At 53.6% G+C, this 25015-nt stretch carries 30 protein-coding genes, 4 tRNA genes and 1 pseudogene; 19 read left to right on the forward strand and 16 right to left on the reverse strand.

Translation table 11 applies throughout. From position 1 onward, the window contains the following. Positions 1-75 precede the first annotated feature (75 nt). A complete protein-coding gene (locus ACGS9J_RS12890) occupies positions 76-306 on the forward strand; it encodes a hypothetical protein (RefSeq protein WP_442231295.1) in 231 nt (76 codons plus the stop codon). Positions 307-885: 579 nt separating this feature from the next. Here ACGS9J_RS12890 and ACGS9J_RS12895 read toward each other — a convergent pair. Both ACGS9J_RS12895 and ACGS9J_RS12900 read right to left on the reverse strand, forming a co-directional pair. Further along, positions 886-971 (reverse strand) — tRNA-Leu (locus ACGS9J_RS12895). 10 nt (positions 972-981) lie between these two features. Continuing rightward, positions 982-1055 (reverse strand) — tRNA-Cys (locus tag ACGS9J_RS12900). A 492-nt stretch (positions 1056-1547) separates the two neighbouring features. Here ACGS9J_RS12900 and ACGS9J_RS12905 point away from each other — a divergent pair. Next, on the forward strand, positions 1548-2327 hold the full coding sequence (locus tag ACGS9J_RS12905) for an alpha/beta fold hydrolase (protein ID WP_442231296.1): 780 nt from the start codon (positions 1548-1550) through the stop codon (positions 2325-2327). A 145-nt stretch (positions 2328-2472) separates the two neighbouring features. On the opposite strand, the gene ACGS9J_RS12910 is transcribed toward ACGS9J_RS12905, so the two are convergent. The 4 genes from ACGS9J_RS12910 to uvrY all read right to left on the reverse strand — a co-directional run bounded on the left by ACGS9J_RS12910 (position 2473) and on the right by uvrY (position 5782). Next, positions 2473-2548: transfer RNA gene (locus ACGS9J_RS12910), tRNA-Gly, on the reverse strand. 145 nt (positions 2549-2693) lie between these two features. Further along, positions 2694-3242, reverse strand: a complete 549-nt coding sequence (pgsA, locus tag ACGS9J_RS12915) for a CDP-diacylglycerol--glycerol-3-phosphate 3-phosphatidyltransferase (protein WP_442231297.1) — start codon at positions 3240-3242, stop codon at positions 2694-2696. A 58-nt stretch (positions 3243-3300) separates the two neighbouring features. Next, positions 3301-5133, reverse strand: a complete 1833-nt coding sequence (gene uvrC / locus ACGS9J_RS12920) for an excinuclease ABC subunit UvrC (RefSeq protein ID WP_442231298.1) — start codon at positions 5131-5133, stop codon at positions 3301-3303. Continuing rightward, a complete protein-coding gene (gene uvrY / locus ACGS9J_RS12925; protein WP_442231484.1) occupies positions 5126-5782 on the reverse strand; it encodes a UvrY/SirA/GacA family response regulator transcription factor in 657 nt (218 codons plus the stop codon). Before uvrY ends, uvrC begins: the two co-directional genes overlap by 8 nt. A 777-nt stretch (positions 5783-6559) precedes the next feature. On the opposite strand from uvrY, the gene ACGS9J_RS12930 reads away from it, so the two are divergent. Both ACGS9J_RS12930 and ACGS9J_RS12935 read left to right on the forward strand, forming a co-directional pair. Next, the gene (locus ACGS9J_RS12930) at positions 6560-6784 is read left to right on the forward strand and encodes a DUF2594 family protein (protein WP_020826235.1); all 225 of its coding nucleotides are present in this window, start codon (positions 6560-6562) and stop codon (positions 6782-6784) included. A gap of 116 nt (positions 6785-6900) precedes the next feature. Next, a complete protein-coding gene (locus ACGS9J_RS12935; protein ID WP_442231299.1) occupies positions 6901-7242 on the forward strand; it encodes a GlpM family protein in 342 nt (113 codons plus the stop codon). Positions 7243-7257: 15 nt separating this feature from the next. On the opposite strand, the gene ACGS9J_RS12940 is transcribed toward ACGS9J_RS12935, so the two are convergent. Both ACGS9J_RS12940 and ACGS9J_RS12945 read right to left on the reverse strand, forming a co-directional pair. Continuing rightward, positions 7258-7689: a hypothetical protein gene (locus tag ACGS9J_RS12940; RefSeq protein WP_442231300.1), complete on the reverse strand. Its 432-nt coding sequence runs from the start codon at positions 7687-7689 to the stop codon at positions 7258-7260. Between the two features lie 231 nt (positions 7690-7920). Next, positions 7921-8235: a hypothetical protein gene (locus ACGS9J_RS12945; RefSeq protein WP_442231301.1), complete on the reverse strand. Its 315-nt coding sequence runs from the start codon at positions 8233-8235 to the stop codon at positions 7921-7923. 462 nt (positions 8236-8697) lie between these two features. Between ACGS9J_RS12945 and ACGS9J_RS12950 the strand changes: the two genes are divergently transcribed. Next, positions 8698-9054 carry a hypothetical protein gene (locus ACGS9J_RS12950; protein ID WP_442231302.1) on the forward strand — a complete coding sequence of 119 codons (357 nt, stop codon included), beginning with the start codon at positions 8698-8700 and terminating at the stop codon, positions 9052-9054. Between the two features lie 49 nt (positions 9055-9103). On the opposite strand, the gene ACGS9J_RS12955 is transcribed toward ACGS9J_RS12950, so the two are convergent. The 3 genes from ACGS9J_RS12955 to ACGS9J_RS12965 form a co-directional block, all read right to left on the reverse strand. Continuing rightward, on the reverse strand, positions 9104-9259 hold the full coding sequence (locus ACGS9J_RS12955; protein WP_442231303.1) for a hypothetical protein: 156 nt from the start codon (positions 9257-9259) through the stop codon (positions 9104-9106). A gap of 203 nt (positions 9260-9462) precedes the next feature. Continuing rightward, positions 9463-9891, reverse strand: a complete 429-nt coding sequence (locus tag ACGS9J_RS12960; protein WP_442231304.1) for a universal stress protein — start codon at positions 9889-9891, stop codon at positions 9463-9465. Positions 9892-10068: 177 nt separating this feature from the next. Next, on the reverse strand, positions 10069-10785 hold the full coding sequence (locus tag ACGS9J_RS12965; RefSeq protein WP_442231305.1) for an autoinducer binding domain-containing protein: 717 nt from the start codon (positions 10783-10785) through the stop codon (positions 10069-10071). A 345-nt stretch (positions 10786-11130) separates the two neighbouring features. On the opposite strand from ACGS9J_RS12965, the gene ACGS9J_RS12970 reads away from it, so the two are divergent. From ACGS9J_RS12970 to ACGS9J_RS12985, 4 genes and pseudogenes are all read left to right on the forward strand, one after another. Next, positions 11131-11292, forward strand: a complete 162-nt coding sequence (locus ACGS9J_RS12970) for a 3-hydroxyacyl-CoA dehydrogenase NAD-binding domain-containing protein (RefSeq protein ID WP_442231306.1) — start codon at positions 11131-11133, stop codon at positions 11290-11292. Then, positions 11229-11430: pseudogene (locus ACGS9J_RS12975) on the forward strand (aminotransferase class I/II-fold pyridoxal phosphate-dependent enzyme); the annotation flags it as partial. The gene ACGS9J_RS12970 and the pseudogene ACGS9J_RS12975, both read left to right, overlap by 64 nt. Next, on the forward strand, positions 11427-12599 hold the full coding sequence (locus ACGS9J_RS12980) for an MFS transporter (protein ID WP_442231307.1): 1173 nt from the start codon (positions 11427-11429) through the stop codon (positions 12597-12599). The pseudogene ACGS9J_RS12975 and the gene ACGS9J_RS12980, both read left to right, overlap by 4 nt. After that, positions 12592-12915, forward strand: a complete 324-nt coding sequence (locus ACGS9J_RS12985; RefSeq protein WP_442231308.1) for an enoyl-CoA hydratase-related protein — start codon at positions 12592-12594, stop codon at positions 12913-12915. Before ACGS9J_RS12980 ends, ACGS9J_RS12985 begins: the two co-directional genes overlap by 8 nt. A 105-nt stretch (positions 12916-13020) precedes the next feature. On the opposite strand, the gene ACGS9J_RS12990 is transcribed toward ACGS9J_RS12985, so the two are convergent. Next, a complete protein-coding gene (locus ACGS9J_RS12990) occupies positions 13021-13320 on the reverse strand; it encodes a putative quinol monooxygenase (protein WP_442231309.1) in 300 nt (99 codons plus the stop codon). Positions 13321-13477: 157 nt separating this feature from the next. On the opposite strand from ACGS9J_RS12990, the gene ACGS9J_RS12995 reads away from it, so the two are divergent. Then, positions 13478-13972 (forward strand): DedA family protein, encoded by a 495-nt coding sequence (locus tag ACGS9J_RS12995; RefSeq protein WP_442231310.1) that lies wholly within the window; start codon positions 13478-13480, stop codon positions 13970-13972. A gap of 13 nt (positions 13973-13985) precedes the next feature. On the opposite strand, the gene tolA is transcribed toward ACGS9J_RS12995, so the two are convergent. Beyond that, complete coding sequence (gene tolA, locus ACGS9J_RS13000; protein ID WP_442231311.1) at positions 13986-14429, reverse strand: cell envelope integrity protein TolA; 444 nt, start codon at positions 14427-14429, stop codon at positions 13986-13988. 355 nt (positions 14430-14784) lie between these two features. Next, positions 14785-14860, reverse strand: a tRNA-Lys gene (locus ACGS9J_RS13005). 349 nt (positions 14861-15209) lie between these two features. Between ACGS9J_RS13005 and cycA the strand changes: the two genes are divergently transcribed. Next, entirely contained in the window at positions 15210-16610 is a 1401-nt protein-coding gene (gene cycA / locus ACGS9J_RS13010; RefSeq protein ID WP_442231312.1) for a D-serine/D-alanine/glycine transporter, read from the forward strand. Positions 16611-16661: 51 nt separating this feature from the next. On the opposite strand, the gene rutR is transcribed toward cycA, so the two are convergent. Continuing rightward, positions 16662-17336, reverse strand: a complete 675-nt coding sequence (gene rutR / locus ACGS9J_RS13015; protein WP_442231313.1) for an HTH-type transcriptional regulator RutR — start codon at positions 17334-17336, stop codon at positions 16662-16664. A gap of 295 nt (positions 17337-17631) precedes the next feature. Here rutR and rutA point away from each other — a divergent pair, with 295 nt between their 5' ends. The 6 genes from rutA (at position 17632) to rutG (ending at position 22671) form a co-directional block, all read left to right on the forward strand. Further along, the gene (rutA, locus tag ACGS9J_RS13020; RefSeq protein WP_442231314.1) at positions 17632-18732 is read left to right on the forward strand and encodes a pyrimidine utilization protein A; all 1101 of its coding nucleotides are present in this window, start codon (positions 17632-17634) and stop codon (positions 18730-18732) included. Then, positions 18732-19478, forward strand: coding sequence for a pyrimidine utilization protein B (rutB, locus tag ACGS9J_RS13025; protein WP_442231485.1), 747 nt, complete (start codon positions 18732-18734; stop codon positions 19476-19478). The genes rutA and rutB overlap by 1 nt, the downstream gene beginning before the upstream one ends. A 46-nt stretch (positions 19479-19524) precedes the next feature. After that, positions 19525-19911, forward strand: a complete 387-nt coding sequence (gene rutC / locus ACGS9J_RS13030) for a pyrimidine utilization protein C (RefSeq protein WP_442231315.1) — start codon at positions 19525-19527, stop codon at positions 19909-19911. Between the two features lie 24 nt (positions 19912-19935). Then, complete coding sequence (gene rutD / locus ACGS9J_RS13035; RefSeq protein ID WP_442231316.1) at positions 19936-20739, forward strand: pyrimidine utilization protein D; 804 nt, start codon at positions 19936-19938, stop codon at positions 20737-20739. A gap of 14 nt (positions 20740-20753) precedes the next feature. Then, positions 20754-21281 carry an NADH-dependent FMN reductase RutF gene (gene rutF, locus ACGS9J_RS13040; protein WP_442231317.1) on the forward strand — a complete coding sequence of 176 codons (528 nt, stop codon included), beginning with the start codon at positions 20754-20756 and terminating at the stop codon, positions 21279-21281. Between the two features lie 70 nt (positions 21282-21351). Then, complete coding sequence (gene rutG, locus ACGS9J_RS13045) at positions 21352-22671, forward strand: pyrimidine utilization transport protein G (protein ID WP_442231318.1); 1320 nt, start codon at positions 21352-21354, stop codon at positions 22669-22671. Between the two features lie 25 nt (positions 22672-22696). On the opposite strand, the gene ACGS9J_RS13050 is transcribed toward rutG, so the two are convergent. Further along, the gene (locus ACGS9J_RS13050; protein WP_442231319.1) at positions 22697-23614 is read right to left on the reverse strand and encodes a DMT family transporter; all 918 of its coding nucleotides are present in this window, start codon (positions 23612-23614) and stop codon (positions 22697-22699) included. 67 nt (positions 23615-23681) lie between these two features. Here ACGS9J_RS13050 and ACGS9J_RS13055 point away from each other — a divergent pair, with 67 nt between their 5' ends. After that, positions 23682-24257: a helix-turn-helix domain-containing protein gene (locus ACGS9J_RS13055; protein ID WP_442231320.1), complete on the forward strand. Its 576-nt coding sequence runs from the start codon at positions 23682-23684 to the stop codon at positions 24255-24257. Positions 24258-24360: 103 nt separating this feature from the next. Beyond that, complete coding sequence (gene wrbA, locus ACGS9J_RS13060; protein WP_442231321.1) at positions 24361-24960, forward strand: NAD(P)H:quinone oxidoreductase; 600 nt, start codon at positions 24361-24363, stop codon at positions 24958-24960. Positions 24961-25015: the final 55 nt, after the last annotated feature.

A 25015-nucleotide genomic window follows, 5' to 3' on the forward strand; every position in this document is an offset into this window, starting at 1 on the left:
GCACGACTTTATTTTTTTAATGGCTTCTCTGCCAGCTTCGGCTGGCACTTTAAATTTCACCAGCGGTAAAATTTTATGATCGATTACTCCCTTTACGGTCTCAAAGATAAAGATATCGAGACGTACCGTGAACAAATATACAATCTGGTCGGCAAAGGCGTTATTCAGGTGCTTTCCGCGAACAAACCCATCAGCAAGCAGAGCATTCTCTCCTACCTGATCACTGAGATCGAAAGACAACCCGACGAGCACTGCCAAAAACTGCACAGAGCGGCAATCGAAGTTATTGGGGTCAACGGCCGCTAAGGAGCAATATGCGCAAATCGGATCTGTGCGCGATCATATCCATCGCCGTCGTGGTGGCCGTGATGTGGGTGGCGAACTGTAGTGCGGATAAAGTCCCGCTACTGGGGAGTGGGGGTTAAGGTCTAACGCTTGGAACAGACCGTATCCGGCGATCGACACAACGAGTAAACCACCGGATTTGTTCCAAGTGGGCTGTCAGGCCGGTGAGGAACCGGCACTTTTGGCTAACGGCATTCACCGGTGATTGCGTTTTTCCCCTGCGGGCAAACGTCGGAAGTTTGCGGGATAACACCCAAGATTGATCCCAAAGACCCAGAGCATCCAGATAGCATGACAATCGCTAATAAAAATAACCCCCCTCTCATCCCACACTCCTTATTTTTGCCCTATCTGGTTATAGATCACATCTCACCAACCGTCTTTAAAAAACGGCCATGCTTCCGAAAGTAGGATAACAGCGATAGAAGAAGAATATTAGGATGTGATATGACGAAATGGAATTTTTGGCACAAAAAAACCGCCTTCCGGCGGTCACGACATTACTGCATATTGCTTTGATTATTCTGGAATTTATTTTCCTGGTACCCGGGGCGGGACTTGAACCCGCACAGCCATAAGCCGAGGGATTTTAAATCCCTTGTGTCTACCGATTTCACCACCCGGGCTCGGGAAAATTGGAGGCGCGTTCCGGAGTCGAACCGGACTAGACGGATTTGCAATCCGCTACATAACCGCTTTGTTAACGCGCCTTAATTCTGTTGCCTTTTCAAGGCTAAAGCTCGTGAAACACCAGCTTTATCAAATTCTTATCGGGATAACTTAATCCCTGCTTTCTTTATAACTCTTTGATTCAAGGAGGTTTTTGTTACCACCTCAAATCTATGGACTGAATTATGGACTAGTCGCCCAACCTTGGCAACCCCCTTTTATAGCGAAAAGGGCAATTTAGGTTGCGATCGCTCAATTTGCAATCTAAGAGCCTTATTTCCCCTCTTATTCTGTTCAATAAGCCGACACAGGGCCCTCCACCGTACTGTCGGACAGTTTCACCCGCGAGGACGCCAGGCCCTGGAGATGTTCTCTTCCGCCCCAATTGTTGCAAGAAAGTTAAAACGGTGGTTATATCTAATAAATAGATATAGGCCAGTACCTTAACTCCTCTCGACAAACTCACCAGAAACAAATCATCAAAAACGGGTGATTAAATTTAAAAGTCGACAGGCAACATCAGAAGGCAGTCTATGAACAATACCCCATCACATATCGAATACGATGACATCGGCGAAGGCCCGCACCCTCCAGTGGTCTTCATACACGGAATGATGACCGACCGCAGCGTATTTGCAGAACAAGCAAAAAGGCTGAGCAAGGAACGGAGGGTACTCAATATTGACCTTCGCGGTTTCGGGGAGTCAGGCAACCAAGCGTCTTACGAAATGACGGACTTTGTAAACGACATCAGGCACCTGCTTGAGACGCTGAACATCCAAAAGGCGGTATTGATTGGCTGGTCAATGGGCGGAGCGATCGCGCTAGCCGTGGCCGCGGAATATCCCCAAATCATCTCAAAAGTCATTTTAGTGGGTTCGACCCCATGCCTGGTGCAGCGACCTGACTGGTCAACCGGGATCCCCGCGCATGATGCCGCTCAACTGACCCAATTGCTCGCCTCAGATTGGGCTATCGGCGCCGTCGAGTTTTCCGCGATGGTCGTCAATGATGATGAACGGCAAACGGAACGCGAATTCATTAAGCAGGTCTGTTTAAAATCACGACGCTCGGCAAATTTAAGCACCATTGAAACCATAGGCAAAAAAGACCTGCGCTCAACGTTATTCGCCATCACCCGCCCTGTGGATGTCATTTGTGGAACCCATGACCGCATATGCCCCAAAGAGGCCAGTGAGTACATGGCAAGGGTGACTGGAGGCCGTGTGTGTTTGATTGAGGGCGCGGGGCATGCCCCATTTTTGACACGGGCGGATGAATTTGAAACCGCGGCAAAAACGCTGATCAATTAGCCTGCACTGTTTTGAAGCCGGTCAGGCAAAACATCGACGAATATGGGATACGGTTGAGCGTCTTGAGCGGCGGAAACGAAAAAAGGACCCGAAGGTCCTTTTTTCTATCACTGCAGAACTCGCTGGAGATCTACAGTGCCATGTTTGGAGCGGGAAACGAGACTCGAACTCGCGACCCCGACCTTGGCAAGGTCGTGCTCTACCAACTGAGCTATTCCCGCATTAATCAGAACTTACTGATTTTTTTGCTATCTTTCGGCAAATCACTGCTGCCGTCTGATGCGATGCATTCTACTTACCTGACGTAATGAGTCAATAAAATTGTTGGCTCATCAGGTTCGTTTGCCGATTTTTGCAGCGCTTTGATCAGGGTTCCAGCAAATCTTTCCGGGCAGCGTTCAAATATTGGAACATTGACCAGAAAGTCAGCACCGCCGCGATGTACAGCAAACCGAAAGACACGTACTCGACCATGCGGTCCGGGCGCCACAGCAACCCGACCAGCGACATCATTTGCGCCATGGTTTTAACTTTGCCAATCCAGGATACCGCCACGCTGCTGCGCTTACCGATCTCCGCCATCCACTCACGCAGCGACGAGATGATAATTTCACGGGCAATCATGGTCGCCGCAGGCAGGGTAATCCACCAAGTGTGGTAGTGTTCCGCCACCAGCACCAGCGCTACCGCTACCATCACTTTGTCCGCCACCGGGTCGAGGAACGCCCCGAAACGGGTCGTTTGCTTCCAGCGACGAGCCAGGAAGCCATCAAACCAGTCGGTTATGGCAGCAAACACAAAAATGACGGCGCAAACCATCGGAGCCCAGGTGAACGGCAGATAAAATGCCAGAACAAAGAATGGGATCAGAACTACGCGAAACAGAGTAAGCCAAGTCGGTATATTCAATTGCATAATGCTAGGGTAACTATCTGGCTGGAGTGGGAATTAAGAGTATGTTGCTACATTGCCCTCAGTGTTTCAATGCATTGTAGATCTTTTCTGCCAATGCTTGTGAAATACCCGGCACTTTTGCAATTTCCTCAACGCTGGCGTTCAATAATGGTTGAAGTCCGCCCATATACTTCAACAGCACCTGTCGCCGTTTTGGCCCAACGCCGTCGATCAGTTCCAACGCGCTGGTATTTTTTACTTTTGCCCTTCTCTGCCGATGTCCGGTGATCGCATGGTTATGCGAATCATCGCGGATATGCTGGATCACATGCAGTGCCGGTGAATCCGACGGCAAGGCAATACCCTCACCTTCCGGCACAAAGAACAGCGTCTCCAACCCGGCTTTGCGGTCTGCACCTTTGGCGATGCCGATCAGCAAGGGTTTGTTTTTATCCCAGGTCACGTTCAACGAGTTAAACACGTCAATCGCCATACCCAGTTGCCCTTTGCCGCCATCGATAAAGATAACGTCGGGGATTTTTTTCTCTTCCAGAGCCTTGCCATAGCGGCGTTTCAGCACCTGCGCCATCGCGGCATAATCATCCCCGGGCGTAATACCGGTAATATTATAGCGCCGATATTCCGAACGTAGCGGACCATTCGAGTCAAATACCACGCAGGAAGCCACGGTTTGCTCCCCCATGGTATGGCTGATGTCGAAACATTCCATGCGGTTAATTTCGGCAAGATTGAGCACCTTCGCCAATTCTGCCAGCCGTTGATGGATTGTCGACTGCTGGGAAAGCTTGGTGGTCAGCGCCGTCGCTGCGTTGGTACGCGCCAGTTTAAGGTAACGTGCGCGATCCCCTCGCGGTTTGCTCTGGATCTGGATTTTTCGCCCGGCCAACCCTGAGAGCGACTCGGCCAACAGGTCTTTCTCCGGCAGGATAAAGTCCAACAGGATTTCCGCCGGCAAGGTCCGCATCTGGCTGCCCTGCAAATAGAACTGGCCGACGAAGGTTTGCACCACTTCGCTCATGTCGGTGCCGCCCGGCACTTTCGGGAAGTAACTGCGGCTGCCCAACACTTTGCCCTGGCGGATAAACAGCACGTGCAAACAAGCCATCCCGGCTTCGAAGGCCACGCCAATCACATCCAGATCGTCGCTGCTGCCGGAAACGAACTGACGTTCAGTCACCCGACGTACTGCCTGGATCTGATCGCGTATGCGCGCCGCTTCTTCGAAGTTCAATGTCTTGCTGGCGTTTTCCATCCGTTCTATCAACTGGTGCAACACCTGCTGATCTTTGCCGGACAGGAACAGGCGTACATAGTCCACCTGCTGTTGGTATTCATCCTCACTCACCAACCCGGCGACGCAAGGGCCCAGGCAACGGCCGATCTGGTACTGCAGGCAAGGACGCGAGCGGTTGCGGTACACGCTGTTTTCGCACTGGCGTATCGGGAACAGTTTCTGCAGCAGCGCCAGCGTCTCACGCACGGCATAAGAATTGGGGAATGGGCCGAAATACTCCCCTTTGGCGTGTTTGGCGCCGCGATGCACCGCCAGCCGTGGGTGGCTGTCCGCGCTCAGGAAGATCAACGGATAAGATTTATCGTCTCGCAAAAGAACATTATATCGCGGCTGGTAGAGCTTTATGTAGTTATGTTCCAGTAATAGCGCTTCTGTTTCGGTATGCGTAACAGTTACGTCTATTTGGGCGATATTTTTAACCAGCGTCTCGGTTTTACGACTGCCAACCTGCTGGCGGAAGTAACTGGCGAGGCGTTTTTTCAGATCTTTGGCTTTACCGACATAGATAACCGTGCCAGTAGCGTCGTACATACGGTAGACGCCAGGCTGGCTGGTTACGGTACTTAGAAATGCTTTGGCATCAAAACGGTCACTCACTGCTTAACAACGTCTCCGCATTGAACAATCCGTGTCGGATAGCCAGGTGTGTCAATTCGACATCACCGCTGATATTCAGCTTGCTGAACATGCGGTAACGGTAACTGTTCACCGTTTTAGGACTGAGACTCAGCTGTTCTGAAATCTCATTAACTTTTTTGCCTTTGGTGATCATCAGCATAATCTGCAGCTCGCGCTCAGACAGGCAGCTGAACGGGGTTTCCGTCTGCGGCTCCAACTGGCTCAACGCCATCTGCTGGGCGATATCGGACGCGATATAACGCTGCCCCGCCTGCACAGTACGAATGGCAGTAACCACATCCTGCGGTGCCGCACCTTTACTCAGATAACCCGCAGCACCGGCCTGCATGACCTTCGCAGGCAATGGATTTTCAGTGTGTATAGTCAACATGATGACTTTAACGTCGGGTGCATAGCGCACAATTTTGCGCGTGGCTTCCAGCCCGCCAATACCCGGCATGTTCATATCCATAAGAACGATATCTACAGCATTGCCACGGCACCATTTCACGGCATCCTCGCCGCACTGGGCCTCCCCGACAACTTTTATACCTTTGATATCTTCAAGAATGCGTCGAATCCCTGCGCGCACCAGTTCGTGGTCATCAACAAGAAGAACGCTAATCAAGGAAAAATCTCCAAAAAGAAGGGAGTAACGCAATCAGCCTCTGTTATAGCCAGAGATATTACTTGTTTTTCAGCCAAGAATGAACACAGATTAATACTTACTTCCGATTAACTTTGCGCAATAGGCCTGATTTTTGAATTTTAGTCACTCACCCAGCCCGATAAAGCCGTTGTCTGCAGATAAAAAGCGGACGATGTAAATATTACCCCATGTGAACAGAGCCCATGATACTGCGCCAATCCTGTAGCGCGGGTAAAATCAGTGTAAGCAATCGCAACACAGATAATATTAACACTAATACAACAAGATTGTAATCCATTGAAATGAAACAAAATAGCATTTCAGCCGTTCTCTTCCTCAGCAAAATTCATTGCGAAAAGAAATTATTCGGCCCGGACATCAGGTAAGAGGTCAGGGTTGATCATTTAAATAACCCTAACACGTTAACAATAATCCACAGGGCAAATACTTATTAACGCAAAAAAAATAACTTGGCTATTATTCTCCGTCGTCCTGATGACAAACTACCAGCAGTCGATTCAATAATCACTAGTCAGTATGCACTATAAGGTGGAGGTTGATAAACCCGCCATCGCTGTCAGAGTAGACGCTGCGGCACCGACACAGCGCTATCAATGCAGATGGATATCTGCATGCTATGCTATACTCCGCGCCCAGTTAAATACGCATCTGCATGTCAGGTTGAATCAAACCGATGTGGGTGTGCATCAAAAAGCACATTGTTTCAGGCTACGGCCTCAAAAATCAGGAGAGAAAATGAGCAACGTTGATTTTACTACGTCTGCAAACCCGGAAACGCTGGCGACAGAAGTCGCCTGTCTTAAAGCTACGCTGACGCTGATCCTGAAATCGATCGGTCAGGCCGACGCCGGGAAAGTCATTATCAACATGGAACGCTTTATCGCGCAGATTGAAGATCCGACCCAGGCCGAAATCTTTAAAAACAGCATCCAGCAGATTAAGCACGCCTACCGCCAATAAGCTGTCGCCCTTCCGGCCTGCCGTAATCGCGGGCCCGTTTTCCTTGCCGTCTCCCCTAGTGATTGATCCCTTTGGTTATTTCAGGCAATGTATTTTTATTTACGCCAGAGAGACATATGGGCATCGTGGTAAAAGCGCTGATCGGCGCACTGGTGGTAGTATTAATTGGCCTGCTCGCCAAAAGCCGCAGTTACTATATTGCCGGTCTGGTGCCGCTGTTCCCTACCTTCGCACTGATTGCCCATTACATTGTCGGCAGCGAACGTTCGATAGACGCGTTGAGAACCACGCTGATTTTCGGCATGTGGGCCGTTTTGCCCTATCTGGTGTATCTGATCTCGCTGTATTTCTTTATCAACAGCCTGAGATTGTCCTGGGCGCTGGGCGCCGCGGTGTTGTGCTGGATTGCAGCGGCCTGGCTTTTGATTACCCTGTGGGGATGGTGGCAGGGGCGCTGATGGCCCCCACCTGGATTATGGCCTGCCGGCCTGCAGAACAAACCCACGCTGCATATCCCCGGCAACGCGGAAATAGCGGCTCTCACCGGCACGTAACGTCATCGGTAACCGGCCGTTAGTCTCTCGCCAGATACACAGGCTGTTTTCGATCATATCCTGCCCAATGCTGATTTCGTTATTGCCCACCGGCACCCGGAACTCAGCCTTTTCTTTCGCCGCCAGCGAAGCAGCAAACTCTCCGTTGATATAAACCCCGGTTCGGCAGCTTCCCGCCAGCATTCCACTGTCACGCACCACCACTATCGTGGCGAAAGGGGTCTGCGGCACACTCTGATAAAGCAACAGCCGACTAGGGGGCGGCAATTCGGCCTGCTGCAGCGGAACAGACTGTGTGGCGCAGCCAGACAACAGCACGGTGGTAACGAGTAACGCGGCGTAATGCTTCATCCTGAGCTCCTGAAAAAAACCAGTCTTTATAGTAGCAACAGAATGGCCGGCGCCTGTAGCGCCACAGCATCATCAATAGAAAAATAGGATAACTTCCCGTGGTCGGCAGGAAATCATAAAAACAGAGGGCTTACCTTAGCCGGCCGTGATGCTATTGAGGCAAGGCTGCCGGCTGACATAAGAAGATTCCGTGGTTAGTATATTGAAATGAATAAGATTTTTATGATTCCATTAAAACTTGACCATGCGTTTTTGAATATCGTCGCGAAAGGCGCCGCCCACATAGTTAAAACCATCTTCCGTCACATAAACCCGCGAGTAACCGTTTTCTGATAACGTCGTCACCATGTAACCACCGCTGATCATCTCCGGAGAAGGCGCATTCATAAGCGTGAGGAAACCGCGCCCCCGGCACCATTGATAAAAACGAGTACGCCCGTAGCCAAATGAATCCCCCACATCGGAAAGGTTTCTTAACCCATCATAATGGTTTGATAATGAAGATGAATCATCGTTATCTTTAGGTATTTCAGGTTTATTCGCCAAAATAAAACTCCCTTTAAAGTCTTCATCATCATGACAATCCTACTTCAATCCTGAATCTAAAAAATTTACACATGAATTGCAATCGCATTACCGGCAAATTGAATAATAGTTTTTATTTTTATCATTTAGAAGAAGCAATAAATTTATTCGTCCGGAAACTCTGTATTCTCTGAATACCCTTTCCCGCCAATAATAAAAGCCCATCCTTAGGTAAATATCTTAAACAATAAGTCCAATACATCACCACCAAAAGATTAGCCTGTATATTATATACAGTATGTATTATTTCATTATTCAATGGACTTCGACCGCGGGGGTGCGGCGTCCCCTACCTCAACCCCACCTAAACAATAACTATTATCATTTCCAATTTTAACATCAGTTTATTACACTCATGCCCCACCTCGCCTAGGAAGATTCTTAGCGTGTGAATACAGGACGAAAGGAAGAGTTAGGGATACCATGAAGACGTTTAGCTTTTTGATTATTTTGCCATTAATAACATTGACGGCCTGCACCCAATGGGAGAAACCTGGTGCCGGCAATGCGACCCGCGACGCGGAATTTGCTGAATGCAAAGGACGGGGCTACGAGCGTTTTCCCCCTGATGTGGTGAGAGATTTTGAGTTTAGCTACGAAAACCAATACCAGAGCTGCAAGAAAGACAAAAAAGACTGTCCGGCAGGTTATCGCTACGAAAAGCAGCCCTCGTTCAAAACGGTGCAAAATGATCGAAATGAGGACGCCCGTTCGGCGACCATAGAAGCCTGCATGTATGGCAAAGGCTGGCATGAAAAAACTTATTACTGGCCACAGTAGACGTAATGGAAGCGGCGTGATCGACACGCCGCCTCACTCGCTGCAGGGATCACTCATCATCGCCGTTCGGCATCCCGGTTCTGGGCTTGCGCTTGTCCGCTTCCGGTTTTTTATCTTTTGCGGCCGCCAGCGCCCGGCCAATCAGCCATAACAACAGCGGTATCAGCAGCAGGCAAAGACCCAGCGTAATCAGTGCATTTATCATCCGTTATCCGCCCGATTTTTCCGGTTACTTTGCCTGAGTGTAGCAGGCTTATTCGTCAGTCTCGATACCACCCAGCCTCGCAGGGGTCTCTGCCCATGCCGGTGTTAGCCCCACTACGCACCATTCCTATCGAATCAATCCTGCCGCTAACGCTAAATGAGGCAAGGCCCGCAGCTTTATACTGCGGGCCTGATTTGAAAGGATTACCGGACGACCATCACCGAAATATTGGCATGGCGCACAATGGCCGCCGCATTGGATCCCAGCAGATAGGTTTTCACGCTCGGGCGGCGCGAGCCGATGATGATCAGATCGGCTTCGATTTCTTCCGCCAATTCCAGAACCTGATCGCGCGGTGAACCAAAGCTGACGGTGTAATCCAGCCGCTCCAGCGGAATATCGATTTCTGCCATGATCTGCTTGAGCTTATCCACCGCCTTAACTTCCGCCTTGTTCTCAAATTCCTTGATGCCAAAAGAGTAAGCCGTGACGAATGCCGAGGCATCCGGCAGTGCATGGAAGAAATGCACTTTGGCACCGGATATTTTCGCCAAATACACCACATGCTCCAGCGCATGTTCGGTCAACAGATCTTCTTCAATATCTATCGGCACTAATATGGTCTTGTACATATCACATCCCTTCTATGTCACCGTGGTGCCAACAGGGTACTGCCGGGAAGGATAAGGGTGAACCGGTTTATCGCGCTTTTGTGATCGGCGGTAAATACTTATCAGGATAAGTCCTTATTTAACAAAATATAAACACACCCCGTCTAACGGCTAGCCGAATAATTATTTCAAAGCCGGCTAAATCAGCTGCAAATACACCGCCTTTGCCGTGGCAGCGGTTTTATTGGCCACCGACAGTTTTTTAATCGAGTTACCAATGTGGAAATTCACGGTCCGCTCACTCAGCCCCATTAACAAGGCCGTTTCTTCTGAGGTTTTGCCTTCGCTGCACCAACGTAAAATATCCTTCTCTCGCAGCGTCAGCACATCTTTTATCGCTTCGTCGTTCACCGATATTAATGCTTCGCGCAGCGTTTTATGGGCGATCTGCGCCAGCCACAGGAAGAAGGTTTCGTTGCGCGCCCCGGCCTGCGGTGACTGAGTGGGGATATTCTTGCCGGCAAAAGTGAGGATACCCAACCGGCCGTAGCAATCCTTGATCGACTGCGACCACCCTTCACGGATGCCAAACTGCGCCATGCGCCACCACAGCTCCGGCTTATCCCGATAGAACTGCTCGTCCCAATAAAACTGCAGCGTAGAGTGATGAGCCTGCTCGATCATCGGATCCTGCAGGTACACCCGCAGTTTGCGGTAGTCCTCCAGGTAGTGCATGGGGTAATTGCCCTCTATCAGCATTTTGGGTCTGCTGGCCGGATAGCAGGAAAAGACCGTATAAGAGAAATATTCGAAACCCAGCGCCTGCGCACAAGGCTCCAGCCGACGTAAAAAAATCTCGCGATCAGACAGGCTGCTGAGCAGATCATCCATCAAAGGCTGAAAGTGAACGTCCATAAAACAGGTTCTCCAGAGCACAGCGCCGGGCAATCATTAAGTGAATTTAACTATAGTGGAGGGCCAAGGGCAACAACAGCCGTTTCATATAATAAAAAACACCATGGCTATAACAAAACAGCTATTCCCCGCGATTATTAATAAATAACGTCTTTAAATTGCATCAAAGCCACGAATTACGCGAGTAACATAAAGCCTAATTATTGTAAACCTGTCACTTCTACCGTTAGACAGCCACGCCACCGCCAATTACCCTCGCCATAGGCACCCGGTGCTTTTTAAATCCGAATAAAATATAAGCATTTGCGAATTTTGCAAAGCAGAAGAATACTCACGGGGATTTTTATGGCAGAGAATAATTCGGCAATAAATTCGGTCGCCGTTATTGGTGCCGGAACCATGGGCAGAGGCATTGCCTATCTTCTGGCGCTGAACGGTATACGCACCGGAACAAACACATCAGCAAGCAGTTACTCGATGAGTACAACATTTACGTGCAGCCGATGAATTGCCCCCACGGTACCGGCCGGCAGTGAGCGTTTGCGCGTTACGCCGACCTCTGCCCATACTCATGAGGACGTGCAGTATTTCCTGGCTGCGTTAAGCAAAGTCTGGGCCGCCAATACATTACGGAGAGCAGGATGAAGTTGACGGACTATAACGGCCATTTTCTCACGCTGTGCCTGATGGCGGCCGGCACCTTTGCCATCGGTACCGATGCGTTTATCGTCGCCGGCATACTTAACGAGATTTCCGGCACCTTTGCGGTCAGCCCCGCGCAGGCGGGGCAGTTAATCTCAGTGTTCGCCCTGGCCTATATGGTGTTCGCTCCGCTGACCGCCTGGCTGCTGGGCAACCTCAACCGCAAGCATATTTTGCAACTGGCCCTGACGCTATTTATCGCCGGGAACCTGCTCTGTGCCTATGCCGACAGCTTTTTGCAAATTTCTGCCGGGCGAGTGTTGGCAGCGTTGGGGGCGGCTTGCTATACGCCACAGGCCGCCGCCGCGGCAGTCGGGTTGGTATCGGAGAAACGCCGCGGGCTGGCGATTTCCATCGTTTATGGCGGCATGACGCTGGCTATCGCCCTCGGTATCCCCTTCGGCACCTTTCTGGCCAAACTGATCGGCTGGCGGGAGATCTTCCTGCTGATCGCGCTGTTAGGGGCCATTTCGCTGCTGGGGCTTTCGCTGGTACTGAACGCCATCGCTGCGCCGGGTAAACACACGCTAAAAGAACGCTTGGCTCCGCTGCGGCAAAAAGCGGTGTTGACCACACTGTTGATCACCTTCTTCGCCGTCTGTTCCGAGCACATTGTTTACAGCTATGTGAGCGTGTTGCTGAAAAATACGCAGTGGGGTCCGGAGGCAATTTTGCCCATCGCGCTGCTGGTGTTCGGTATTGGGGCGGTCATCGGCAATTTCGTTTCCGGCCTGTTAACCGATACCTTTGGCAGCAAATTTGTACTGCTGTTTTCGGTGTCGATTCAAACCCTGTCGCTGTTCCTGCTGACCTTTTACGTCACCTCACCCTGGTGGGTACTGGCGATATTTTTGGTTTGGGGCATTACCGGCTGGATGTATCTGGTGCCGATCCAGCACCACTTATTGTCGCTGTCCAAGCGCTTTGGCGCGCTGACCGTTTCACTGAACAGTTCGGTATTGTATGCCGGTATCGCGGCAGGCGGCATGCTCGGCGGCCTGACGCTGTATACCCTGCCTGCCTATTACCTGCCGCTGTTTTCCCTGCCGCTGGGCGCGATCGCCCTGCTGCTGACGCTGTTGTTCTTCCAGGGAGAAGAAGCCAATGACTGACCAGGCACCGCCGGTACTGTATGAGCAACAGGACGGCATTGCCGTGATTACCCTGAACCGACCGGAAAAAAAGAACGCCATTAATCTGGCGATGGCACGCCTGATCCAAGGCTATTTGCAACGGGCTGAACAGGATGAAAACGTTCGGGTGATCGTGCTGACCGGTCAGCCACAGGTGTTCTCCGCCGGAATGGACGTCAAAGCATTCCAACAGGGCGAACTGCCAGTGGTCGAGCCGGAAGGCTTTGGCGGCCTGGTACATGCCCGGCTCGCCAGTTGGGTGGATCAGGTCCGGCTGGCGGCGCAATCCTTTTGAGAACATTCTGAGTGAATGTCAATCATCCGAAGTCTAATTTTTAATCATTATAAGACAGTGTTTGAGAAGCCATTAACCCCGCTCAGCGGGGATTTTTTTGCCCGTTCACCCCTTATTTTCGGAAAAAGGCTGCATAAACAGGAAGGTGCAAGGTTTGCTCTGGTGTTGATTGATCAAAGGCACCAATCGCCTGAAATGCTCAGTTTGGCAATGCGTGTCCAGCGCCGCCCGATCGGGCCACTGCTCGACGAAAATAAAATGCCCCGGATCCTGATGGTCAATAAACAGTTCATAAGAGAGGCAAAGCGCCTCCTGGCGGGTTTTCTCTACCAACTCCTGATACAACGGCATCACCGTTTCAATACTATCGTGTTTGATAAAATCTTCAGCTATTACCTTTAACATTGTTAGCTTCCCTGTTTGTTTTACGGAGTGTTGCGCGATGTTCAGTCGCGGCCCCTCAGCATGGTGAACCTATTCAGTTAACGAACCCTAATTGACCATTTATTGAAGTGACGAATGAGACACTGGCCACCTGACGACAAATTTTTCAAGGTGGCCGATGGAACAACTCACACAAATGATCGCCAAATACAGTCCGGAACCTGAATTCCTGTTGTTGATTATCTTCTTATTTTCGCTGGGAAAATCGGTTATTTTCGTTTCCTCGCTGCTGCCACCCGCTTCGGTAACGCTGATGTTGGGCATTGTCGTCGGTAAACCGGTGCTGGCCGATGGTCATGTCTGGGTGGCAATTACTCTGGGCGCCCTGCTTGGTTCGGTTTTATCCTTTCATTGCGGCGCATGGCTTCAACGCCGAGAAAGCGGAAACTGGCTGCCGGCCCGATACCTGGGTGCAATGCACAAGGCGAAATCTGCGCTACAGAAAAACGGGATCCCGCTGTTGTTTATGTCTCGCTTTCTGGCCGTGATGCGCTATACCGTGCCATTGGTTGCCGGCATGATCGCCCTGCCGCGCAAGCAGGTCTATTGCGCCAGTGCACTGTCTGCCGGGGTGTGGGCCGTGGCGCTGATGTCTGTCGGTCAGCTGTTTTGAATGTCGTTGCTGGTTATTGGGGACGGAATTCCAGTGCGGCATTCTTAACAACAGCGTAAACCGCCGGTGTCGGAGGTTTGGGCAAGCTGGCATTTGCGGTTGCCACTATAGCCGCACGGCAAAGTGCGGGGTCACCATCTTCAGCCTGAACATCTATAAGCATTCCATCCGGAGCCAGCTTAATTCTTAAAGAACACTGCTTACCGGCGTAGACGCTGTCATATTGAAAGTGACTTTGAATAGCCGCTGTGATCTGCGTGATATATCGGTTGATCTCATCCCCAGGAGCTGGCGTGGTTTTACCTTCCAAGCCAGTAAAAAGCGCATCGACTTCATCCCCAGACGGCCCAGGTTGACTTGCAGTGCCGGTCTTCGAGCAGCCTGCCAACAGCAGCGTGGCGATAACGAGCAATAATGCCGGCACCCGAGCGCCAAATCCTAAATTAGCGTCCCTCATGATTCCCTTCCTTTTTAAAAGACAAGTCAAAGAATAATCCGCTAACCGCGATAAATTCAAGTGGGGCCAGGTTGCAGCCAAGGCCTTAATCAACGAGCCATTGAGGATTTTTCGTTTTCGCGGCTTAAGTCCCAGAGGGAGAACAGGTTAACCCCGTCAGAAGTTCCATTATCAATTTTGCAGGGGATCAGCGATTGGGCGTCGAGATAAACGAGGGGGAAACAGGTCCAGCTTGCGCCAGATCACTCAACGGAACATTCGCGCTGAGTTGATGCGATTTTTGCGAAGTGCGTCTCAAATCTGCCGACGCGCAAAAAATCAAAAGAGAAAAATCACCGCTAACCACATGATTTGTTGGTGGGTCGTACAGGGTTCGAACCTGTGACCAACTGATTAAGAGTCAGCGGCTCTACCCACTGAGCTAACGACCCAAAGGAGTAAATTATTCTCCTCTGCCCCCGCGATGTCAAACGCTTACACCCATTAGTTTTTCTCATGCGAAACTTTCAACCCCCTGTTATATCAACAAGATAAGTCAGATTAGGGCTGTTAATCTGCTACGGCGAGGAGTAATCTTCCGCCCCCAAGACGTCCGATTTGCCTCCTCGGTGTAAAGAATAATCGACTTTTATCCCTCGCATAAATGTTGTAAACATGTTGCACAAAGGTGGCGTTATTGCACTACCTTACTAAAGCCGGGCCAACCGGATAATCGTATAAAAAAGAGCCACTTCAGAGCTCGCTATTTCACTCATGACAGGTAAAACAGGACATCATCAGATGGTAGATCACTCTAAAATAGCTACGGACGCTGCGCCTGCGTCAGAAGATCATCTCCGGAGAAACCTAACTAACCGACATATTCAACTGATCGCCATCGGTGGCGCCATCGGTACAGGTTTGTTTATGGGTTCCGGCAAAACCATCAGTCTGGCCGGCCCATCCATCATCTTCGTGTACATGATCATCGGCTTTATGCTGTTCTTCGTGATGCGCGCCATGGGCGAGCTGCTGCTCTCCAACCTGGAATACAAATCTTTCAGTGATTTCGCCGCCGATCTGCTCGGCCCCTGGGCCGGTTTCTTTACCGGCTGGACCTACTGGTTTTGCTGGGTGGTCACAGGCATTGCCGACGTGGTGGCGATCACCGCCTATGCCCAATTCTGGTTCCCCGGACTGTCGCAATGGATCGCCTCGCTATTGTGCGTATTGCTGCTGTTGGGCCTTAACCTGGCGACAGTAAAGATGTTTGGCGAGATGGAGTTCTGGTTTGCGATGATCAAAATCGTCGCCATCGTCGGGTTGATCGTCGCCGGGCTGGTGATGATTGCCATGCACTTCCAGTCGCCTACTGGCACCGTAGCGTCGTTCTCGCACCTGTGGAACGACGGCGGCATGTTCCCGAAAGGCATCAGCGGCTTCTTCGCCGGTTTCCAGATAGCGGTGTTCGCCTTTGTCGGCATCGAACTGGTGGGGACCACTGCGGCTGAAACCAAAGATCCGGAAAAAGTGCTGCCTCGCGCGATCAACTCGATTCCGATCCGCATCATCATGTTCTATGTGTTCGCCCTGATCGTGATTATGTCGGTCACCCCCTGGAGCTCCGTGGTCGCCGACAAGAGCCCGTTCGTTGAGTTGTTCGTGCTGATTGGTCTGCCTGCGGCGGCCAGCGTGATCAACTTTGTGGTGCTGACCTCCGCCGCCTCTTCCGCCAACAGCGGGGTGTTTTCCACCAGCCGCATGTTGTTCGGTCTGGCACAGGAAGGCGATGCGCCCAAGTCGTTCGCCAACTTGTCCAAGCGGGCCGTGCCGGCTAACGGCCTGACCTTTTCCTGTATCTGCCTGCTGGGCGGTGTGGTGCTGATTTACCTGATCCCGAACGTCATGACCGTGTTCACGCTGGTGACCACCGTCTCGGCGATCCTGTTCATGTTCGTCTGGACCATCATCCTGTGTTCGTACCTGGTTTACCGTAAGCAACGCCCGGCGCTGCACCAGAAATCGATTTACAAGATGCCGGCCGGCAAGCTGATGTGCTGGGTATGTATGGCATTCTTCGTGTTTGTGCTGGTGTTGCTGACGCTGCGCGACGACACCCGCCAGGCGCTGATCGTCACGCCGCTGTGGTTTGTGATACTGGGCCTGTCTTACGTGTTCCTGCGTAAGAAGAAAACCGCCTAACGCTGCAGGGGGATAGTCCGCTATCCCCCTGAATTTCCCCTCTCCTGGCGCTTAGCGTGGCCGGATCCCGTCGATAATCACCCGCTGCACATTTTCTACCGTCTGCTGAAAAAACGCCTCGTCGTCTAATGTCTTGCCGGTTACCGCCTCCACCTGCACCCAAAAATCGGCGTAATGCTGGGTGGTTGCCCACAGCATGAAAATCAGATGATGCGGCTCTATCGCCGCGATATGCCCTTCGGCAATCCAACGCTCAATCATGGCGGATTTCTCGTCCACCAGCGTCTTCAATCCCCCCTGCAGCTCTTGCTTTAGCAAAGGGGCGCCCTGGATCATCTCCAGACAAAACAGCCGTGAGGCCTGCGGATGATGACGGGATACCTCAAGCTTCAGCCGTATATATTCGCGGATGGCCTGCAGCGGCTCCTGATCGGCACGCAGCGCTTTCAGTGGTGCCAGCCAAACATCGAGAATGTCTTTCAGCACCGCCACGTACAGCTCTTCTTTGGAAGGAAAGTAGTACAACAGGTTGGTTTTGGAGACGTCGGCACGTTCCGCCACCTGATCCAGGCTGGTGCCATGGATGCCGTACAGCGAGAAAAACTCCAGTGCCGCATCCATGATGGTGCTGCGTTTTGCAGCCACCGCACGCGAGCGGCGCGTGGGCGGTTTAACGGCTTGTGGCTTCACTGCGGCTCCTTGGCGCAACCCGATTCGGGCCAGCATAACAAAGCCGCTGAGGGAAACCCACGCTTTTACCTACCCCTTCCGGGGGATTTTCTGCACCTTTAATGAGCATTCACGCCTGTTTTTTGTGCAGCCAATTTTGACCAAATGGTCTGTTTTGGACCATTCACTCAATAATGCAGCACTCAATTAACAATAACAAATTGATAAATAAAACATTTTAAAACATGGCATCAGGTTTGCTTTGACTCAGACAAGCGCCGCGCAATTTGGACCCCGCAGGAAGCATTCAAGCAGCGCGTGATTGTCCTCTTCACAGACCCGAGGTGTTCAAATGAAAATTGGCGTATTTATTCCGATCGGCAACAACGGCTGGCTGATTTCCAGCAATGCCCCACAGTACAAACCGACGTTTGAACTCAACAAAACCATCGTGCAGAAAGCCGAGCACTACAACTTCGATTTCGCCCTGTCGATGATCAAACTGCGCGGTTTCGGCGGTAAAACCGAGTTCTGGGACCACAATCTGGAGTCCTTCACCCTGATGGCCGGGTTGGCCGCCGTGACTTCACGCATCAAGATCTACGCCACCGCGGCCACCCTGACCATGCCACCGGCCATCGTCGCCCGCATGGCCGCCACCATCGATTCTATTTCCGACGGGCGCTTTGGCCTGAACGTGGTAACCGGCTGGCAGAAGCCGGAATACGAGCAGATGGGCATGTGGCCGGGCGACGAATATTTTGGCCGCCGCTACGACTATCTGGCGGAATACGTCAAGGTGCTGCGCGATCTGTGGGGCACCGGCAAATCCGATTTCAAGGGTGATTTCTTCCAGATGGACGACTGTCGCGTCAGCCCGCAACCGCAGGCGGACATCAAAGTCATTTGCGCCGGACAAAGCGACGCTGGCATGGCTTTCTCGGCCAAATACGCCGACTACAACTTCTGCTTCGGCAAAGGCGTCAACACCCCCACCGCCTTCGCACCGACCGCTGCCCGGCTGAAAACCGCCGCCGACGCCGAGAACCGCAGCGTGGCCTGCTACGTGCTGTTTATGATCATCGCGGATGAAACCGACGAGGCCGCCCGCGCCAAATGGGAAAGCTATAAGGCCGGGGCCGATACCGAAGCCCTGGCCTGGCTGACCGAGCAAAGCGGCAAGGATACAAAATCCGGTGCCGACACCAATGTGCGCCAAATGGCGGACCCGACTTCCGCCGTTAACATCAACATGGGCACGCTGGTCGGCTCTTACGCCAACGTGGCGCGCATGATGGATGAAATCGCGACAGTACCCGGAACCGAAGGCGTGCTGCTGACCTTCGATGACTTCGTGAAAGGCGTTGAAGACTTCGGCGAACGCATCCAACCCCTGATGAAAAGCCGGGCCGACGTTTGTCCGCAAACCGCTGCAAGCCGCGAGGTGGCATGATGAAAATTGTTGAAAACCAACCGGTGGTACGCCGCCAGTCACCGCAAGCCGGCGCTACCCTGATCCTGCCCGCCCGCCCGGAGGCCATTGCCTTTGCCCCGCAGGAAACCGCGTTGATCGTGGTCGATATGCAAAACGCTTACGCCTCGCAGGGAGGTTATCTGGATCTTGCCGGGTTTGACGTTTCGGCCACCGCCCCGGTGATCGCCAACATCAAACGCGCCATCAGCGCCGCGCGCGCCGCCGGTGTCAGGGTGATCTTTTTCCAGAACGGCTGGGACAACCAGTACGTCGAAGCCGGCGGCGAAGGCTCACCCAACTGGCATAAATCCAACGCACTGAAAACCATGCGTAAACGCCCGGAGCTGATGGGCAAACTGCTGGCCAAGGGTGACTGGGACTACGACCTGGTGGATGAACTGCAGCCGCAACCGGGCGATATCGTGATCCCGAAACCGCGCTACAGCGGCTTTTTCAACACCCAGCTCGACAGCCTGCTGCGCTCTTATGGCATTCACCATCTGGTGTTTACCGGCATCGCCACCAACGTTTGCGTGGAGTCCACCCTGCGCGATGGCTTTTTCCTCGAGTATTTCGGCATTGTGCTGGCCGACGCCACCCACCAGGCCGGCCCGGCGTTTGCCCAACAGGCGGCGCTGTACAACATCGAAACCTTTTTTGGCTGGGTGTCAGACGTCGACAGTTTCTGTGATGTTCTCGCCGCTCCGCTTAGCCAGACGGCATGAATTTTGCCTGTTTAAACCAACAGGATCCTTTACCAGGAGCACGACAATGCCAAAAACGATTATTACCCCGCCGGGCACCGGCAAACCGCTGGCCCCCTTTGTTCCCGGCACCTTGGCCGACGGCGTGGTTTACGTCTCGGGTACGCTGGCCTTCGATAAAGACAATAACGTTGTCCACGTCGGTGACGCCGCGGCGCAAACACGCCACGTGCTGGAAACCATCAAAAGCGTGATCGAAACCGCCGGTGGCAGCATGGACGACGTGACCTTTAACTCCATCTTCCTCACCGACTGGCAACATTATGCCGCCGTCAATCAGGTGTATGCCGAGTATTTCCCCGGTGACAAACCGGCACGCTACTGCATTCAGTGCGGGTTGGTGAAGCCGGATGCATTGATTGAAATCGCCACCGTGGCCCATATCGGCCGCTGAGCCATTATTCGCAGAGGATCGAGCATGTACTTTGAGATTTTGGGAAAAGACACGCCGCTGGCACCGACGCTGGTGCTTTCCGCAGGACTGGGCGGCGCGGGAAGTTTCTGGCAACCGCAGATTGACGCACTGACCCCGCATTTTCGGGTAGTGGTTTACGATCACCAGGGCACGGCCCGCAGTAAAGGCGTGGTACCGGACGGCTACAGCATGGCCGATATGGCCGATGAAGTGGCGCAGTTGCTGCATTCACTCAGCGTAGAACGCTGTTATTTCGTCGGTCATGCGCTTGGCGGCATGATTGGCCTACAGCTGGCGCTCACCCAGCCGCAGTTGGTGGAAAAACTGGTGGTGGTCAATGGCTGGCCGGCGCTGGACAGCCAGACCCGGCGTTGCTTCAAAGTCCGGCAGGATCTGCTGCTCAACAGCGGTGTCGAAGCCTATGTGCGCGCCCAACCGCTGTTTCTGTTCCCTGCCGATTGGCTGTCGCAGCACGAAGCCTTGCTGGATGAAGAGTTGCGGCACCAGACCGCGCATTTTCAGGGCACCGAAAACCTGCTGCGTCGCCTGAATGCCTTGATGAACACCGATTTCCGCCCGCACCTGACGGATATCACCACGCCGACCCTGGCGTTGTGTTCTCGCGACGATCTGCTGGTGCCCTATCACTGCTCGCATCAGTTGGCGGAAAGCCTGCCGAACGGCGAACTGGCGCAGATGGCGTACGGCGGCCACGCCATGAGCGTGACCGACACCGAGAACTTTAACCGCATCTTGCTGGACTGGCTGCTGAAAGCGCAGAACGTCAACAGCAGCTTCGCCCCCTAGCCCGGAGACTCCTCATGCAAAGCCAAACAATTTTTGCCGATGCGCCGCTACAGACGCCGTTCGTGGAAAAACAAGACTTCCGCGATGCCATGGCGCGCCTCGGGTCGGCCGTCAATATCATCACCACCGACGGCCCCGCAGGCCGGGCCGGTTTTACCGCCTCTGCGGTGTGCAGCGTCACCGATACGCCCCCCACGCTGTTGGTGTGCCTGAACCGCTCGGCGTCGGTGTATTCGGTGTTCAAGCAGAACCAAACGCTGTGCGTCAATACGCTGGCGTCAGAGCACCAGTCGCTGTCGAATCTGTTCGGCGGCAAAACGCCGATGGACATGCGTTTCTCCGCCGCACACTGGTCTACGCTGGCGACCGGCGCCCCCATTTTGCACGGCGCGGTGGCCTCTTTCGACTGCCAGATCAGCCAGATTGTCAGCGTCGGCACCCACGACATTCTGTTCTGTCAGGCGGTGGCGCTGGTACGCAATGACGACAGCCACGGTCTGGCCTATTTCGACCGGCGTTATCACTCGCTGTTGAAACAATGATCGGCGAGTCGCCGCTGCAAACACACGCACCCGCAACCCTAACCTGCACCCCAACATTTTGGAGATGACGATGGCGAATACCTGGTTTCCCCAATGGCGCATGAAGCAAGGCAATCTGGACGGTGTGATTGTTGCGCCCGATGAACGGCTGCCGGTAGCCCAGACGCTGGTGATGGGTTTGCAACATGCGGTGGCGATGTTTGGCGCTACGGTGCTGATGCCACTGCTGATGGGCTTTGACGCCAACCTGGCCATTCTGATGTCCGGCATCGGCACGCTGCTGTTTTTTCTGGTGGTCGGTGGCCGGGTGCCGAGCTATCTCGGCTCGAGCGCGGCCTTTGTCGGGCTGGTGATCACCCTGACCGGCTACAGCGGCCAGGGCGCCAACCCCAATATTGCTCTGGCACTCGGCGGCATCATCGCCTGCGGTTTGGTGTATCTGTTGATCGGCTTTGTGGTGATGAGCGTCGGTACCCGTTGGATAGAACGCCTGATGCCGCCGGTCGTGACCGGCGCGGTGGTGATGGCGATCGGCCTGAACCTGGCGCCTATCGCCGTGCGCAGCGTTTCAGCTTCCCATTTTGACAGCTGGATGGCGGTGGTGACGATCCTGTGTATTGGCTCGGTGGCGGTGTTCACCCGCGGGCTGATGCAACGCCTGCTGATCCTGGTTGGCTTGATCGCCGCCTATTTGATTTACGTGGTGGCGACCAACGGCTTCGGGCTGGGTAAACCGGTAGATTACAGCGCGCTAAGCCAGGCGGCCTGGTTCGGTCTGCCGCAATTCACCGCCCCGGTGTTTAACCTGCACGCCATGCTGCTGATTGCTCCGGTGGCGATCATTTTGGTGGCGGAGAACCTCGGGCATGTGAAGGCGGTAGCGGGCATGACCGGACGAGATCTTGACCCTTATATCGGCCGCGCCTTCGTCGGTGACGGGCTGGCGACGATGCTCTCCGGCTCGGTAGGCGGGACCGGGGTGACGACCTATGCCGAAAATATTGGCGTGATGGCAGTCACCAAAATTTATTCCACGCTGGTGTTTGTCGCCGCAGCGGCGGTGGCCATTGCGCTGGGCTTTTCACCCAAGTTCGGCGCGCTGATCCACACTATTCCTGGCCCGGTGCTGGGCGGTGCCTCGGTCGTGGTGTTCGGTTTAATTGCCGTCGCCGGCGCGCGCATCTGGGTGCAGAACAAGGTGGATTTGGGGGATAACGGCAACCTGATTATGGTGGCGGTGACGCTGGTACTGGGCGCTGGGGATTTTGCGCTGACGCTTGGCAACTTCACCATGGGCGGTATCGGCACCGCCACCTTCGGTGCAATTATCCTCAATGCGCTGCTGCGCAACCGCAAAGTTTTACCGCTGGCAGACAGCACGCCCCGTTAACCCCGATGGCCCGGTTTGCCGGGCCTTATTCAACCAACGCGGCCGCTTTTTGTTTACGCCGAATACGCAGTTCGCTGACCAGCACGCCCAATACGATCAGCGCACAGCCCAAAAGCGCTACCCCCGGTAAACGCTCACCGGCAATCCGCCCCACCAGCCCGGCCCACACCGGCTCACCGGCATAGATGACCGTGGCGCGCGTCGGCGAAACACTGCGCTGCGCCCAGTTCATCGTCACTTGAATGATGGCGCTGGCCAGCCCCAGGCCCACCGCACTGTATAACAGGTAGTTGCTGTAAGGCGGTACCGACTCGCCGGTCGGTACCATCATCAGGAACGCGGCCAGCGACGCCGTAGCCAATTGCACCACCGTCACCCGCTTGACGTTAACCTTGCCCGCATAGGCACCGATCAAAATGATCTCGGCGGCCATGCCCAACGTGCCAATCAACGTCAGGACTTCGCCAAGGCTGAGCGACATATCCGCACTGCTGGGCGCGGCCAATAACATCAGCCCGCTGAACGCCAATAACACTCCAACCCAGGCCATAACGCCGGGAAAACGCCCGAGCACCAACCACTGCAATAACGGCACCATCGGCACATACATGGCGGTGATAAATGCCGACTGGCTGCTGCTGATGGTTTGCAGCCCCACGGTTTGCAGGCCGTAGCCGAACATAATGGCGATGCCGATAAACACGCCCGCCTTCAGCTCATACCAGGTCAACCCGCGTAAGCTGCGCAGGGAGAACAACATCAACACCAGCGTGGCAGCCGCGAAGCGCAAACCGACGAAAAAGAACGGCCCGCTGACCTGCATGGCAAGATGCACCGCCAGAAAGGTGCCGCCCCAGATCATGGTGATGAAAATCAACACCGCTTCCTGCCGCTTTATCGTGGGAATCAAGGTGGAAATAAAGGATTTTTTTACTGCAGACACCGGCTTGCCCTTCCTGCTGGGTGCAATATAATGCACAGATCCTGCCAGTATGAGGTAAAGCCCTGGGATGAGCAATACAGTGAACAACGGTAAACAAGAAACCCCCAAGGTGCTGCAATACCTGAGCAGCAACCTGCGCGGCTATCGCCAACAGACGGGTTTAAGTCAGGTGGCGTTGGCGGAAAAATCCGGCGTCAGCCGCCGCATGCTGGCCGGTATTGAGGCCGGTGACCGCAACGTCAGTCTGGCCGTGTTGGACAAGCTGGCCGACGCGCTGGATATCGCCTTCACCGATCTGATCCAGGCCCCCGAAGCACGCGGTAACCATCTGGTGGGCGAACTGGCCTGGCAGGGCGTACAACCGGCCAGTCAGGCCCTGTTTGCCGCCAGCGTACCTGCACGCCAGCGGGTTGAGCTTTGGGAATGGACTCTGATGCCTGGCGAACACTACGATTCCGTACCGGATGCCGAAGGCTGGAGCGAAATAATCTACGTGATCACCGGTAGCCTGACGCTGGTGCTGGAACAGCGAACCCTGACGCTGGACGCAGGCCAAACCCAAGTGTTCAACAGCGATCAGCACTATGCTTACGCCAACCGTACCGATCACCCATTACGTTTTATCCGTAACGTTACCTTCTAGCCCGCGTAATCGCCGGGATGAAATAAAGCCACAAGGATAAGTTCCGCATTCACTCCTATGCTTAGAGAGCATCTCTTTCATTCACCACAGTGGAGAACGGAACATGACGAAGATTTTGGTCCTGTATTACTCAATGTACGGACATATTGAAACCCTGGCGAAGGCGGTAGCGGAAGGCGCACGCAAGGTCAGTGGCGTTGAAGTCACCCTGAAACGCGTGCCGGAAACCATTCCGGCAGAGGCCTTCGCCAAAGCCGGCGGCAAGCAAGATCAAACAGCCCCCGTCGCCAGTCCGCAAGAGTTGGCCGATTACGACGGCATTATCTTCGGCACCCCAACCCGCTTTGGCAACATGGCCGGGCAAATGCGCACCTTCTTCGATCAAACCGGCGGGCTCTGGGCTTCAAATGCACTGTACGGCAAAGTGGGCAGCGTCTTTTCGTCCACCGGTACCGGCGGTGGCCAGGAGCACACCATCAGCTCCACCTGGACCACGCTGGCGCACCACGGTTTTATTATTGTGCCTATCGGTTACGGCACGCCCGAACTGTTTGACGTCTCCCAGACCCGCGGTGGCACCCCCTACGGTGCAACCACCATTGCCGGTGGCGACGGCTCACGGCAGCCCAGCGCGGAAGAGCTGGCCATTGCCCGCTTCCAGGGCGAACACGTGGCGAAAATCACCGCCAAACTGAAAAGTTAAGCAATTACCTGCAATTACCTGCAATAACCTGCCTGACGGGGCCGTTGATTCCTGC

This window comes from Serratia quinivorans (genome assembly GCF_052113645.1).
GTDB lineage: Bacteria > Pseudomonadota > Gammaproteobacteria > Enterobacterales > Enterobacteriaceae > Serratia > Serratia quinivorans_B.